The sequence below is a fragment of the Kribbella sp. NPDC051137 genome, assembly GCF_040682535.1.
Lineage (GTDB): Bacteria > Actinomycetota > Actinomycetes > Propionibacteriales > Kribbellaceae > Kribbella > Kribbella karoonensis.
Map to the genome: position 1 here is coordinate 1159177 of NZ_JBFBBI010000002.1, position 13893 is coordinate 1173069.

The window sequence follows — 13893 nt, forward strand, 5'->3', positions numbered from 1 at the left end:
GGTCACGATGAGTCTGGCACGGCGGCATTTCCTGGCCCTCAGCACCGGCACGGTGCTCGCCGCAACCGCGGCGACGACCGCTTCCGCGGTGGAGTCCTCGACCCGGTACCGCTGGCGCAACGTGGAGATCGTCGGGGGCGGCTTCGTCACCGGGATCGTCCACCATCCGGGCCGGCAGGGCCTGGTGTACGCACGGACCGACATCGGCGGAGCCGTGCGGTTCGACAACCGCACCCGCCGCTGGGTGCAGCTGCTGCACTGGGTCGGCTGGGACGACTGGAACTGGACCGGGGTCGAGAGCCTCGCGCTCGACCCGGCGGATCCTGACCGGCTGTACCTCGCGGTCGGTACCTACACCAACGAGTGGTCGCCGATCAACGGTGCGATCCTGCGATCGTGTGACCAGGGGCGGACCTTCGAGCGGACCGACCTGCCGTTCAAGCTCGGCGGCAACGAGCCCGGCCGCTCGATGGGCGAGCGCCTCGTCGTCGATCCCCACGACGGTCGCGTGCTGCTGTTCGGTACCCGCAACCAGGGTCTGTGGCGGAGCTCCGATCGCGGCGTCACCTGGTCGCGGGTGGACAGCTTCCCGGTGACCGGGAACTCCGGGATCGGCATCGGTTTCGTCTTCTTCGACCGGCGCGACGGCACGATCTACGCCGGCGTCGCGGATCCGGCGAACCCGCTCTACCGCAGCACCGATGCGGGTCGCAGCTGGGTACCGGTCCCCGGACAGCCCACCGGCCTGTTGCCCCACCACGGCGAATTGGGGGCCGACGGCAACATTTACGTCACGTACGGCGACCTGCCCGGGCCGTACGAGATGTACGACGGTGCCGTCCACAGACTGGACACCGCGACCGGCGACTGGACCGACATCACCCCGTTGCGCCCCAACTCCGGTGCCGAAGCCGGGTTCGGGTACGCCGGTCTCGCCACCGACCCACGAAAGCCCGGCACCGTGATGGTGTCGACGATGGGCCGGTGGGGCCCGGTCGACGACGTGTTCCGGTCCGTCGACGGCGGCCGGACCTGGCACTCCATCGGCGAGCGGATCGTGCTCGACACGTCCGGTGCGCCGTACCTGGACTTCCACGGCACGCCGAAGCTCGGCTGGATGATCGGCGACATCTCGATCGATCCGTTCGACTCGGACAAGGTCATGTACGTCACCGGCGCGACGATCTTCGGAACCGACGACGTGACCGAGGCCGAGGCCGGCCGCGGTACGCACTGGTCGGTGCGTGCGCAGGGACTCGAGGAGACGGCCGTCCTGGACCTGATCAGTCCGCCCTGGGGGCCGCCGTTGATCAGCGCGCTCGGGGACATCGGGGTCTACCGGCACGACCGGCTGGACGTCGTACCGCCGGACGGGCAGGCGTCGAATCCGGTCAGCGGGACGTCGCCGAGCCTGGACTACGCGGCGCTCGCGCCAGGCTTCGTCGTCCGGCTGGCCAACGCGAACGCCGGCGAGCGGGGCGCCTACTCGACCGATGCCGGGAGGAGTTGGCAGCCGTTCGCGAGCGAGCCGTCCGGGATGACCCAGCCGGGTCACGTCGCGGTCGCTGCCGACGCGCGAACGATCGTCTGGGTGCCGGGTGATCTGGTCGCGCACTACTCCCGCGACCGTGGCGTGACCTGGATCCCCGTCACCGGCTTGCCTACCGGCTCCGCGCTGGCCGGCGATCGGGTCGACGGGCGGGTGTTCTACGGATTCGATCCGGCGACCGGAACGGCGTACCTGAGCACGAACGGTGGGGCCTCCTTCACGGCGACCGCGACCGGTCTGCCGACCGGCGCCGGGAAGCTCGAGACCGTGCTGGACCGGGCCGGGCACTGCTGGCTCGCGGCCGGCGCAGGTGGGTTGTACCGATCGGTCGATCGCGGGTCGACGTACGGGCGGGTGTCGTCGATCGAGGAGGCGTACACGATCGGCTTCGGCAAGGCGGCCCCGCGACGCGCGGAGATGGCCGCGTACACGTCCGGCAAGGTCGCCGGCGTCCGCGGCATCTACCGATCGGACGACAGCGGTGGGTCCTGGGTGCGGGTGAACGACGACCGGCACCAGTACGCGTCCACGGGTGAGGCGATCGCGGGCGATCCGCGGGTCTACGGGCGGGTGTACCTGTCCACCAACGGATTCGGCATCCCCTACGGTGAGCCGGTATGACACGACTCTGGTACGGCGGCGACTACAACCCCGAGCAGTGGGATCCAGGGATGTGGAAGGAAGACATCGCCCTGATGCGGCAGGCCGGAGTGAACCTGGTGACCGTCGGCGTGTTCTCGTGGTCGTCGCTGGAGCCCGAGCCGGGACGGTACGAGTTCGGCTGGCTGGACGAGGTCCTGGACCTGCTGCACGACGGCGGGATCAGCGTGGACCTCGCCACCCCGACCGCCTCGCCGCCGCCGTGGTTCAGCCGGTTGCACCCGGAGGCAATGCCTGTGACGGCGGAGGGCGTGCGGCTGACGCACGGCAGCCGGGACACGTACTGCGCGTGCGCGCCGGCGTACCGCGACGCCGCGCAGGGGATCGCCCGCCAGTTGGCCGAGCGGTATCACGAGCACCCTGCGTTGGCGATGTGGCACGTGCACAACGAGTACGGGACGACGTGCTACTGCTCGCTCACGGGGGAGCGGTTCCGTGAGTGGCTGCGGGAGCGGTACGGATCGCTCGAGCGGCTGAACGAGGCGTGGACGACGGCCTTCTGGAGTCAGGGGTACGCCGACTGGAGGGACATCGAGCCGCCGCGGAAGACACAGTACCTGGTGAATCCGGCGCAGTACTTGGACTTCCGGCGGTTCTGGTCGGACGAACTGCTGGCGGCGTACCGCGAGCAGAAGGCCGTCCTGCGGGAGTTCTCCGACGTGCCGGTCACGACGAACTTCGTGTTCGGTGGCTGGGTGCCGGTGAACCACGCGAAGTGGGCCGCCGAGGTCGACGTCGTTGCCATCGACCACTATCCGGACCAGGCCGGGATCGGCGCGGAGGAGCAGACCGCGTTCGGTGCCGACCTGGCCCGCGGCTGGGCCGGCGGGAAGCCGTGGCTGCTGATGGAGCAGGCTGCGGGCGGCGTGAACGTCGGCAGCCGGTGGCATCCGAAGGAGCCCGGCAGGATGGCGCGGCACAGCCTCTCGCACGTCGCCCGGGGCTCCCGGGGTGCGCTGTTCTTCCAGTGGCGGGCTTCGCGCGGTGGGGCGGAGATGTTCCACCCGGCGATGGTTCCGCATGCGGGGCCGGACAGCCGGATGTTCCGGGAGATCACCGAGCTCGGGTCGGTACTGCCGCGGCTGGCTGAAGTTGCTGAGAGCAACGTTGTGGCGGACGTCGCGATCCTGTGGGACGTCGAGTGCTGGTGGGCGATGCAGGGGACGCACCTGCCGTCGTCGGCGCTGGACTATCTCGCCGCCGTACGGTCCGCGCACCGGCACTTCTGGCGCGCCGGCGTGACCGTCGATTTCGCGGCACCGGACACGGACCTCTCGTCGTACCGGACCGTGGTGGTGCCGTCGCTCTACCTGGTCTCCGACCAGGCCGCAGCGAACCTCACGGCGTACGTCGAGAACGGCGGGCAGCTGGTGGTCGGGTATTTCAGCGGGACGGTCGATCCGGATCTCCGGGTCCGGTACCCCGGCGCCTTCGCGGAACTGCTCGGCGTCCGCGTCGACGAATTCCACCCGTTGCCGATCGACGGTGAGGTCGCCCTGGCGTCCGGCGGGCGCGGACGGGTCTGGAGCGAGGACGTACGGATCGTGTCGGCCGAGGTGATCGATCGGTACGCCGGGGGAGTGCTCGACGGAAAGCCCGCGATCACGCGTCATGAGGTCGGCGCGGGCGTCGCCTGGTACCTGTCGACCGACGTGGACGACGAGACCGCCGGTCGGTTGCTGGGCCTGCCGGCGTCACCGGTGGAGACGGTACGGCGGCGGTCCGGTGACACCACGTGGACGTTCCTGCTGAACCACGGTGACGCGGAGGTCGCCGTACCGTCGGAAGGGAGCGAGCTGGTCGTCGGCGAGCTGCCGTTGCGGCCTGGTGGTTATGCGGTGGTGAGGTTGCGATGAGGGGCCTGGCAACTGCTTTCGCGCGCGGTGAGCGCGGCCGGCAGCAGTGTCAGCGCGGCCACGTCGGCGCCCTCGAGCTTCGAGATCAGCGACTCGACCGCCTGGCCGCCGATCCGCTCCGCCGGGATGGTGACCGAGGACAACCGCGGGACCTGTCGCTCGGCGACGTCGTCGGCGCAGATCGCCACCAGCGACATGTCCTCGGGAACCCGGCGGCCGAGCCGGCGCAGGACGTCCAGGAGCGGTCCGATGATCGGCTCGTTCTGCACCACCAGCCCGGTGATGTCCGGATGGTTGTCGAGCAGCCGCTGCACCGTGTGCAGGACCGCGTCGAACGTGTGCTCACACGGCGTCTCGACGCCGAGCACGCCGCGCCGTTCGGCGGCCTCCTCGAATCCCGTCAGCGTGCGTTGGGCGAAGGCGGTCTGCCGTTCGTACACCGTGGTCGGCGTACCGAGCAGGGCCAGCGAACGGTGGCCGAGGTCGGCCAGGTGGTCGACGCACCGTGCGCCCGCGGCAACGAAGTCCAGGTCGATGCAGGTGAGTCCGTCCGCGTCGTCCGGGTAGCCGATCAGCACCGACGGCATCGGCAGTTCTCGCAGCACCGGCACCCGTTGGTCGTGGAGCTCGATGTCCATCACCACGAGCGCGTCCACGAGCGAGCTCTGCGCGACCCGCTCGAGCCCTTCCGGTCCTTCGTCGGCGGTCAGCAGCAGTACGTCGTGGTCGTACCGGCGGGCCGTGGTCACGATCGCCGCGGCGAACTGCATCATCACCGGGACGTGCATGTCGGTGCGCAGCGGAATCACCAGCGCGAGCACGTTGGACCGCTGGCTGGCGAGCGCGCGAGCGCTGGCGTTGGGGCGGTAACCGAGTGCCCGGACGCTCCGCTGCACACGCTCGCGGGTGTCGGTCGAGATCGCCCGCTTTCCGCTGAGCACATACGAGACCGTGCTGGCCGCCACCCCGGCGTGCCGCGCGACGTCCGCGATCGTGACCATTGCACTTCCCTTCCCGCGATTCCCCAGTTCTACCCTAGTCGAAGCGCTTCGACACCCCCTTCTTTCCCCTGCGTTCGCCCAAGGTCCGGCCACCGGCCGGGCTCGACGAGAGGAAACGGAAATGCACAGATGGTGGAAAGCAGCAATCGCGGTACTGACACTACTGGCCGCCGGCCTGGTGACCGCGGCACCGGCCCAGGCCGCGGTCTGGTCGTCGTCCGACAAGTACGGTAGTTGGTCCAACGGCGGCTACACGGTCCGCAACGACGTCTGGGGCAGCGGTGCCGGGCCACAGACCATCTGGGCCAATTCCTACAGCAACTGGGGTGTCTGGGCCGACCACCCGAACACCGGCGGCGTCAAGTCCTACCCCCACTCCGCCCGGAACATCGGCAAGCAGATCAGTGCCCTCGGCACCCTGACCAGCAGCTTCAACGTCTCCCGGCCCGGCAGCGGATCGTACTCGTCGACCTACGACATCTGGGCCGGCAACAACGCCTACGAAATCATGCTCTGGATGAACAAGACGGGCGCGGTCGGCCCGATCGGCAGCAAGCAGACCACGGTCGGCGTCGGCGGGCACACCTGGGACGTCTACCGCGGCAGCAACGGTGCGAACGCGGTCTTCTCGTTCGTCCGCACCTCCAACACCGACTCCGGCTCGGTCGACATCAAGTCCGTCCTGAATTGGCTCCGCGGCCAGGGCTGGATGGGTGATGTCACCGTCGGCGAAGTCCAGTTCGGCTTCGAAATCACCTCGTCGGCCGGCGGCATGAACTTCACCAGCAACTCCTACTCGGTCACGTCCAGCTGATTCGGCAGGCTCCAGGAGGGTTTCCCGCCAGCCGGGGCAAGACCCTCCTGGGGCCTCGTTCGGGGTCCGCGCCGGGGTAGGCTCAGCGTGATGCCGAGCAGGACCAGCGCGAGTCCGAGGAACTGGCGGGGGACGAGGACGTCGCCGGACACCAGTACGCCGAGCAGAACACCGGTCACCGGGTTCAGTAGCCCGATCAGGCCGACCTTCGCCGCGCTCAGGCGCTGCAGACCGGCGAACCATGCGGTGAACGCGAGCGCGGTCGCCACCAGGCCGACGTACGCGAATCCGGCGACGGCCGGAAGGTCGAGGTGCGGCGGCGCGCCCTCGAACAGGACCGCGAACGGGATCAGGACCAGACCGCCCGCGATCAACTGCCACGACGTCGACGCGATCGAGGCGCGACCCCACTTCTTGGCCAGTACGTACCCGAACGACGACATCGTCAGCGCCGCAGCCGAAGCGGCGACTCCGCGTACGTCGACGGCGGCCGGTCCGGCACCGAGCAGCAGTACGACGCCCGCGATACCGGAGGCCGCTCCGGTCAGGACGAGAACGGTCGGGCGCTCGGCCAGCAGCCCCCAGGCGAACAGGGCCATCGTGAACGGCGCCGCGGACATGATCGTCGACGCGAGGCTGACCGGGAGCAGTTGGGACGCCAGGTAGATCAGCGCGAAGAACGCGCCCATGTTGCAGATCCCGAGCACGAGCGAGCGCCACCACCAGACGCCCTGCGGGAGTTGCCGGGCGAGGGCGAGCAGCAGGAGTCCCGCGGGCAGCGCCCGGAACACCGCGCCGTACAAGGGATGCCCGGCCGGCAGGTACTCGTGGGTGACGAAGTAGTTGGTGCCCCACGCGATCGGCGCGATCGCGGTGACCAGCGTCCAGCGGAAAGTATCTTCCATGGAAAACACTATATCTTCCCGGGAAGATATAGTGGAATCCGTGGACCACGTGGCGAGAATCCAGGCGGAGTGGCGGGCCGAGCGGCCGGACGTCGACACCGCGCCGCAGGGCGTGATCGGCCGGCTGCACCGGATCGCCAACCAGTTGACGGCCGAGCTGACGCTGCTTTACGCGCAGTTCGGGCTGACCGAGGGGGAGTTCGACGTGCTCGCGGCGCTGCGCCGGGCGGGCGCGCCGTACGAACGGGCCCCGGGGGAGATCGCGCTGCACACGATGGTGACCACCGGGGCCGTCACGAAGCGGGTCGACCGGCTGGAGGCCGCCGGTCTGGTACGGCGGCGGCGCAGCGACGCGGACGGCCGCGGGCGGGTGGTCCGGCTGACTCCTGCCGGGCGGCGGTTGATCGACAAGGCGTTCACCGCGCACATGGCCAACGAGCAGCGCCTGCTGAGCAGTCTCGAGCCCGCCGAGCGGGCACAACTGGAGGCCTTGCTCACGACCTGGCTCGGGTACCTCGAGCCGCCGGACCGAATCGACGGGGGGACACGTGCGGCAGAAGTGCGCCCTCTTGCATAGAGGTCGTATATTGCCTGCTCAGGGTCACCGTACAACCGGGGTCCCCTTGAAGTTTCAGGAGAGTGAGTGGGCGGACCACATGTCGTCATGCTCGTTGCGAACGACATCACCAACGACACCCGGGTACTGAAGGAAGCCGCCGCTCTGGGGAAGGCGGGCTACCGGGTGACCCTGCTCGGCGTGACGACCGCCGGGCGTACGTTGGTGGACACCATCGAGGGCGGGGTCGTGATGATCCGGCTGCCCGGTCGCTTCGTGCTGCGCGACGAGCGGAACCGGCGACGGTTCGCGCGCCGCAGCCGGCGACTGCTCGGAGTCCAGGCGGACCCGGCGCGTTCGGCCCGGATCGCGGCGCGGGTCGCGGATCTGCGGGCGGAGTCCGGGCGGGCGCTGGCCGGCCGCCGGGCCGGCGAGATCGGCCGGGTGGGCTTCCAGGCCGGCCGGGTCGCACGTGCCGTACGCCGCCGCCGTTGGCAGCTGGCCCAGACGGCGTTGGCCTCCGGGGCGTGGCTGACCGATTACGAGAGCCGGAAGGCCTCGGACCTCTGGCAGTGGTGGGACGGCTGGCTGCCGGCCCGGCGCGGGATGGTGAACTGGCGTTCGGTCATTCCCGAGGCGGACGACTACGAGGCGATCTTCGCCGAAATCCTCGACGACCTGCGCCCGGACGTCCTGCACGCCCACGACATGCACGTGATCGGGGTCGCGTCCCGCGCCGCCGGGCGGGCCGCGCTGCGCCGCCGTACCGTCAAGGTCGTGTACGACGCCCACGAATACGTCGCCGGGCTGTCGGAGTACGGCGGGCGGACGCCGCGCACGATCGCGGCCTGGGCGCAGCACGAGCGGGAGTACATCAAGACCGTCGACCGTGTGGTCACGGTCAGCCCGGAGATCGCGCGGACGCTGCACACGCGGTACAAGCTGGACCGCGAGCCGACCGTCGTGATCAACAGCCCGCAGCTGTCGACGGACGCCACGTCCGGCACCGACATCCGGACGGCGGCCGGCCTTCCGGACGACGTACCGCTGCTGGTTTACAGCGGTGGAATCACCCGGGCGCGCGGTGTCGAGACCGCGGTCGCGGCGTTGCAGTCGCTGCCCGGTGTCCACCTCGCCGTCGTCTGCGTGCCGCACGCGGGGACGCGTCCGGTCGCGGAGCTGCGCGACCAGGCGGCCGGGCTGGGCGTCGAGGACCGGGTGCACTTCCTGGATCCGGTGCCGACCAACGAGGTGGTGCCGTTCCTGAGCACCGCCGACATCGGCCTGATCCCGATCCTGCGGTACCCGAGCCACGAGATGGCGTTGCCGAACAAGGTCTTCGAGTACACGTTCGCCGGTCTGCCGGTCGTCACCAGCGACATGCCGACGCTGGTGGAGTTCGTCGGCAAGACCGGGATCGGCGAGGTGTTCGAGGTCGAGAACCCCGACGACCTCGCGGCCGCCGTACAGCGGATCCAGCGCGACCCGGCGGCGTACCGGGAGCGGACCACGGATCCCGGGCTGCGCAGAGAGATGTCCTGGGAGGCACAGGCCGGACACCTGCGCGAGCTGTACGCCGAACTGGTCGGCGCGCCGGATCTCACCGAGAAGCCGACCAAGCTGGTGATCGGGCCGATGGGCGCCACCGCTGCCGAGCAGTGGGCCCGCGAGCTCGGCCCGGTCGCGAGCATCCGCGAGAAGCTCACGCTCCGCGACCTGGACGGCATTACGCATCTGCTGATGGAGGACTGGCAGTCGATGCTCGAGAGCGAGCAGTTGGTCACCGATCTGCCGATGCTGGCCGCCTCCCGGGTCAAACACGCGGTCGTGGTGTACGGCCGCGTCGACCGGGAACAAGTCCGCCGGAAGGCCAGGGCGTACGGCGGAACCGTTTTCGTCACCGATCGCGTCATCGCGGACGCCATCGCCGGCACTCGGTGGTTGCCGGCGGGGCCCGAGGGGACCGAAGTACTCCGGGCCTTCCTGGCCGAGTGACACGCCGGGACCCGGCCTGTCGCCAGGTGAGCCGATAGGAGATGATGCCGACCGTGACCGGACCACAACGCGAGCTCGCGCCGACGCCGTCGGAGGCCGATCCGGCCGTCGCCGGCCTGACCGTCGGGCTCGGCGGACCGTCCGGCCGGTTCGCCCGGCCGGGTTCGTCGTGGTGGACACCGCTGCGGATCGCGCTCGCCGTCTGCACGATCACGTTCGGTCTCGGCGTGCTGCAGAAGGCGCCGTGCATGGAGGCCGGCTGGGACCGGCAGAGCTGGCGGCCGTTCAAGGCGCTCTGCTACTCCGACATCGGGTTCCTCTACCAGGAACGCGGTTTCGCGGAGGGCAACCGGCCGTTCCTGGATACCGGCAACTACCCGGTCCTGGAGTACCCGGTGCTGACCGGCGGATTCATGGAGGTCGCGGCGCGGATCACCTGGCTGATGACCGGCGACCCGAAGAAGGACATCACCGTCGAGCAGAAGCGCGACACGGCGGGTGTGTTCTTCGTGGTCAACACCGTGATGCTGTTTCTCTGCGCGCTGGTGATCGTCGGTCTCACGGTCGCGACCGCGCGCGGCGTCGCGACCCGCCCCGGCGCGGCCCGCGGGCAGCCGCTGAACGCGCTGTACGTCGCTGCCGCACCGGCGCTGGCGTTGACGTCGACGATCAACTGGGACCTGTTCGCGGTCGCGTTGACGGCTGGGGCGATGTGGGCCTGGTCGCGCGGGAGACCTGTCTGGTTCGGCATCTTGCTGGGGCTCGGGACAGCGGCGAAGTTCTATCCGTTCCTGCTGCTCGGGCCGTTGCTGATCGTGTGTCTGCGCGGCCGGAAGCTGTGGCCGTGGTTCCAGGCGACGATCGCGGCGGGAGTCGCCTGGGGTCTGGTGAACGCGCCGATCTACCTGCTGGCGAAGAACGAGTGGCTGTCGTTCTGGCAGTTCAACGACCAGCGGGAGAGTGACTACGGCTCGATCTGGTACGTGCTGAAGCTGGCCAAGCACGAGGTCACGGACGTCAACCAGCTGAACATCGTGATCTTCGCCGGGCTCTGCCTGTCGATCGCGATCCTCGGGCTGATGGCGCCGCGGCCGCCGCGGTTCGCCCAGCTCGCGTTCCTGGTGGTGGCGGCGTTCCTGCTGATCAACAAGGTGTACTCACCGCAGTACGTGCTGTGGCTGCTGCCGCTGGTGGCGCTCGCGCGGCCGCGGCTGCGGGACTGGCTGATCTGGCAGGCCTGTGAGTGCTTCTACTGGATGCTGGTGTGGATGCATCTGGCGCAGTTCCTGCAACCGGGCGACCCGAACGTGCCGGACCGGATCTACTGGTTCTCGGTGATCCTGCGGATGGCCGGCACACTCTGGCTGATGCTGGTGGTAGCCCGCGACATCCTGCTCCCGGAGAAGGACCCGGTGCGACGCGGCGACCTGGTCGACGATCCGAGCGACGGCGTACCGTCGCGTGACCGAGGCAGGCTGGCTACTGTGCTGGATCCCGCTTAGAGCATCAGTTTCGACACGTCGAGGTTGCCGCCGCTGACGACAGCGGCGGTGACCGTGGCATGGTCGAGCTGGATGCTGCCCTCGAGTAGTGCGGCGAACGGGGCGGCTGCCGCGGGTTCGAGTGCGAGCTTGGTGCGCGACATGACCAGGCGGGTCGCGTCGAGCAGGGCTTCCTCGCTCACGCGGACGACCTGGTCGACGTACTGCTGGACGAGCGGGAAATTGCGGGTGCCGCAGACGGGCGCGGCGAGGCCGTCGGCGATCGATCGGGCTGTGCCGAGTTGCTGCGGCGCGCCGGCTTCGAGGCTGCGGCTCACCACGTCGGCCTGCTGGGGTTCGATCCCGATCACACGGATCTCCGGCTTCATCAGCTTGAGCGCCGTCGCGACCCCCGAGATCAGCCCACCGCCACCCACCGGCACCAGGACGGTGCCGAGGTCGGGCCGGTCCGCCAGCAGTTCCAGCCCGAGGCTGCCGTGCCCGGTGATCACATGCTCGTCGTCGAACGGATGAACACCGGTGAGCTGCCGCTCGTCCTTGATCCGCTCGTAGTGCGCCATCAGGTCACCTTCGACGAGCTCCACGGTCGCGCCGTACCCGCGCGCCGCGTCGATCTTCGCCTGTACGGCGGTCCGGGCCATCACAACCGTGGCCGGAACGCCGGCGTCCCGCGCGGCCCAGGCGAGCGCAGCGGCCGCGTTCCCGGCCGAGACCGTGATCACGCCACGCTCTCGCTCCGTGGCGCTGAGCCGGAGCAGCTTGGTCAGCAGGCCGCGGACCTTGAAGCTGCCCGTCTTCTGGAACAGCTCGGCCTTGAGCACCAGGTCGGCGCCGAAGCGCTCGTTCAGCGCCGAGGAGGTCAGCATCGGCGTGCGGTGGATGCGTCCCTCGAGCTCCCGGGCGGCCTGGCGGATGTCATCGAGTGTCGGCATACCTCAGACCTTAGAAGCTAGAGCCTTCCGGCGACGGCTGCCGCGAGTTTGCCGACGGCGGCGGGGGACTGCGGGAAGAACAGGTACGGCTCGATGAGCTCGATCTCCATCAGCAAGAACCGGTCGTTGACCACGACGCCGTCGACCCGCGCGTAGACCGGTGCCGGTCCGGCGGCGGTCAGCGCGGCGTGGGCGCTCTCCAGTACGGCGGCCGGCGGCTCGGTGAGGGAGGTCCGGCCGCCGTAGAACTCCTGGACCCGGTAGTCGCCGTCCGCGGGCCGCTTCACGACCGCGTGGCTGAACTCGCCGTCGAAGAACAGCAGCGACCACTCGCCCTCGGACTGGATCTCCGGGACGAACGGCTGCACGAGGTACACGAGGTCGGGCAGTTCGGCGAGCGCCTGCTCGAGTTCGGGGGAGCCGGCGACGCCGCGGACCGTGTGCAGGGCGTTGCCACTCACCGTCGGCTTGACGACGATCTGCGTGCCGGTCAGCCCGGCGACGACCTCACGCAGACAGGCGCCCGCCGCGACCTGTGACGGGACGATCGACACACCGCGTTCGCGGAGTTCGAGCAGGTACTGCTTGTCGCTGTTCCAGCGGACCAGACCGGTGTCGTTCAGGACCGGTACGCCGGCCTTGTCGAGCTGGCCGAGCCACTCGGTGAACTCGGCGTACAGCTGGAAGTAGTCCCAGACCGTGCGCAGCAGGACCGCGTCGTACACGGACCAGTCGACCGACGGGTCGGTCCAGACCTCGACCACCGGCTCGAGGTCGTGCGCCCGCAGCGCGTCGAGCAGCGGGCGGTCGTCAGGGTGCAGCTCGGCGAGTGCGGCCGAGGTTGCGAGGGCGATGCGTTTCGTCACGCCCGCCAGTGTTCGTGGGCAGGGGGTGTCCGGTCAAACCTGAATCGGCAACGACTCGGTGACGGACGGTGGTCGCGGTGACAACGATGACAACGGCGGCGAGGTAGATCAGGCCCTGCCGGGTGTCGTGTCCGTAGCTCGCGTAGGCGAGGTAGGCGGCGAGCGGTACGGCGATCCACTCCGGGCGCCGGGCGAGTGCCGCGAGCGCGATCAACGGAAGCCCGTACCACGGGTACGTCGGAGTCGCGATCAGCAGCGCGGCGCCGTACAGCCAGCAACAGGTGAGTGCGATCGGGTCGGTCCTGGTGCGGTGGAAGGCGACGGCGGCGACGACGAGCGCGAGGGCGGCGGCGACCAGCTGGCGGGCCTCAGGAGGCAGCAGAAGCGCGAGAATCGCCGATCTCGAGCTGCCGTCCTCGAACCCTTCCTGGTTGAGGTAGCCGGGGAGGAAGCCGAGCACCAGGGTGCCGACGGCGAGCAGGTGCGGGAGGTAGCTCGCGATGAAGGTGCTCACGGCAACTATCGGTTTCCGGCCGCGGAATGCCGGGAGCAGGAGCAGGGGGAGGAGCTTCACACTCCCGGCCGCGCCGAGGAGGATCGCGGCGAGCCGCGGACGGCGTGCGGTGGTGATCACGGCAGCCGTGATCAGCAGGGCGGCGAGGACGTCGACGTGGGCCGCGTTGCCGGCCTCGAGGACGACGATCGGTGACCAACCCCACAAGGCGGCCCAGCGGGGACTCTGTACGGCGAGTAGCCAGGTGAGCGCGATCGCGATCAGTGCGGCCGCGATCTGGAGGCCGAGCGTGCCGGCGGACCAGGGCGTGAACAGCGCGACGGCGGCGAAGTACGCCTCGGCGACCGGCGGGTAGATCGTCGGCACGCCGGGCCGGTTGATCCGCGTCCGCGGATCGTCCACCGGCGACTGCGACGGATCGTCCGATCTCCCGCTGACGCCTGACCGCTGCTCCGGCGACAACCCCGGGAACAGGACCGGATCCCGCAACTTCGCGAGCGCATCGTCCAGCGGCACATACCGGTACGGCGAGTGCCCCGCCAGCTGCACCCGCCCGTCCCACACGTACCGGTAGGCGTCGGTACTGGTGATCGGCGTGTGCAGAACGCCCGGCACCTGACAAGCCGCCGCCACAACCACCACGATCCCAACGCTGAGCCCCCGCCTGAACCTCCACACCAGTCCACCGACCACCAACGTCCCCACCACCAACATCACATCCGCCCACCAGTGCGCCCGAGCGG

Annotated in this window: 11 protein-coding genes; 6 read left to right on the plus strand and 5 right to left on the minus strand. The window is 69.7% G+C overall.

Translation table 11 applies throughout. The features are described from left to right. Nucleotides 1-7 precede the first annotated feature (7 nt). Both AB0M51_RS13060 and AB0M51_RS13065 read left to right on the plus strand, forming a co-directional pair. The gene (locus AB0M51_RS13060; RefSeq protein ID WP_363749365.1) at nucleotides 8-2170 is read left to right on the plus strand and encodes a carbohydrate-binding protein; all 2163 of its coding nucleotides are present in this window, start codon (nucleotides 8-10) and stop codon (nucleotides 2168-2170) included. Further along, nucleotides 2167-4065, plus strand: a complete 1899-nt coding sequence (locus AB0M51_RS13065) for a beta-galactosidase (RefSeq protein WP_363749367.1) — start codon at nucleotides 2167-2169, stop codon at nucleotides 4063-4065. The genes AB0M51_RS13060 and AB0M51_RS13065 overlap by 4 nt, the downstream gene beginning before the upstream one ends. Here AB0M51_RS13065 and AB0M51_RS13070 read toward each other — a convergent pair. Further along, nucleotides 4041-5066, minus strand: a complete 1026-nt coding sequence (locus AB0M51_RS13070; RefSeq protein WP_363749369.1) for a LacI family DNA-binding transcriptional regulator — start codon at nucleotides 5064-5066, stop codon at nucleotides 4041-4043. The genes AB0M51_RS13065 and AB0M51_RS13070 overlap by 25 nt on opposite strands. A 121-nt stretch (nucleotides 5067-5187) precedes the next feature. On the opposite strand from AB0M51_RS13070, the gene AB0M51_RS13075 reads away from it, so the two are divergent. Beyond that, nucleotides 5188-5880, plus strand: a complete 693-nt coding sequence (locus AB0M51_RS13075; protein ID WP_344187595.1) for a hypothetical protein — start codon at nucleotides 5188-5190, stop codon at nucleotides 5878-5880. Here AB0M51_RS13075 and AB0M51_RS13080 read toward each other — a convergent pair. Further along, nucleotides 5859-6785, minus strand: a complete 927-nt coding sequence (locus AB0M51_RS13080) for an EamA family transporter (RefSeq protein ID WP_363749371.1) — start codon at nucleotides 6783-6785, stop codon at nucleotides 5859-5861. The two genes, AB0M51_RS13075 and AB0M51_RS13080, sit on opposite strands and share 22 nt — an antisense overlap. Nucleotides 6786-6825: 40 nt before the next feature. Here AB0M51_RS13080 and AB0M51_RS13085 point away from each other — a divergent pair, with 40 nt between their 5' ends. The 3 genes from AB0M51_RS13085 (at nucleotide 6826) to AB0M51_RS13095 (ending at nucleotide 10838) form a co-directional block, all read left to right on the plus strand. Beyond that, nucleotides 6826-7362: a MarR family transcriptional regulator gene (locus AB0M51_RS13085; RefSeq protein ID WP_363749373.1), complete on the plus strand. Its 537-nt coding sequence runs from the start codon at nucleotides 6826-6828 to the stop codon at nucleotides 7360-7362. Between the two features lie 66 nt (nucleotides 7363-7428). Continuing rightward, nucleotides 7429-9336: a glycosyltransferase family 4 protein gene (locus AB0M51_RS13090; RefSeq protein ID WP_344187592.1), complete on the plus strand. Its 1908-nt coding sequence runs from the start codon at nucleotides 7429-7431 to the stop codon at nucleotides 9334-9336. 44 nt (nucleotides 9337-9380) lie between these two features. After that, on the plus strand, nucleotides 9381-10838 hold the full coding sequence (locus AB0M51_RS13095) for a glycosyltransferase 87 family protein (protein WP_344187591.1): 1458 nt from the start codon (nucleotides 9381-9383) through the stop codon (nucleotides 10836-10838). On the opposite strand, the gene AB0M51_RS13100 is transcribed toward AB0M51_RS13095, so the two are convergent. Genes AB0M51_RS13100 through AB0M51_RS13110 form a run of 3 tightly spaced genes read right to left on the minus strand, consistent with a single transcriptional unit; the run spans nucleotide 10835 to nucleotide 13792 of the window. Further along, the gene (locus tag AB0M51_RS13100; RefSeq protein WP_344187590.1) at nucleotides 10835-11770 is read right to left on the minus strand and encodes a threonine/serine dehydratase; all 936 of its coding nucleotides are present in this window, start codon (nucleotides 11768-11770) and stop codon (nucleotides 10835-10837) included. The two genes, AB0M51_RS13095 and AB0M51_RS13100, sit on opposite strands and share 4 nt — an antisense overlap. Nucleotides 11771-11787: 17 nt before the next feature. Continuing rightward, a complete protein-coding gene (locus AB0M51_RS13105) occupies nucleotides 11788-12636 on the minus strand; it encodes a hypothetical protein (RefSeq protein ID WP_363749376.1) in 849 nt (282 codons plus the stop codon). Next, nucleotides 12581-13792, minus strand: a complete 1212-nt coding sequence (locus AB0M51_RS13110) for a glycosyltransferase 87 family protein (RefSeq protein ID WP_344187588.1) — start codon at nucleotides 13790-13792, stop codon at nucleotides 12581-12583. The genes AB0M51_RS13105 and AB0M51_RS13110 overlap by 56 nt, the downstream gene beginning before the upstream one ends. Nucleotides 13793-13893: the final 101 nt, after the last annotated feature.

Bases quoted from the DNA above. Each gene is read 5' to 3' on its own strand.
- AB0M51_RS13060 (WP_363749365.1), top strand. From the start codon at position 8: ATGAGTCTGGCACGGCGGCATTTCCTGGCCCTCAGCACCGGCACGGTG.
- AB0M51_RS13065 (WP_363749367.1), top strand. From the start codon at position 2,167: ATGACACGACTCTGGTACGGCGGCGACTACAACCCCGAGCAGTGGGAT.
- AB0M51_RS13070 (WP_363749369.1), bottom strand. From the start codon at position 5,066: ATGGTCACGATCGCGGACGTCGCGCGGCACGCCGGGGTGGCGGCCAGC.
- AB0M51_RS13075 (WP_344187595.1), top strand. From the start codon at position 5,188: ATGCACAGATGGTGGAAAGCAGCAATCGCGGTACTGACACTACTGGCC.
- AB0M51_RS13080 (WP_363749371.1), bottom strand. From the start codon at position 6,785: ATGGAAGATACTTTCCGCTGGACGCTGGTCACCGCGATCGCGCCGATC.
- AB0M51_RS13095 (WP_344187591.1), top strand. From the start codon at position 9,381: ATGCCGACCGTGACCGGACCACAACGCGAGCTCGCGCCGACGCCGTCG.
- AB0M51_RS13100 (WP_344187590.1), bottom strand. From the start codon at position 11,770: ATGCCGACACTCGATGACATCCGCCAGGCCGCCCGGGAGCTCGAGGGA.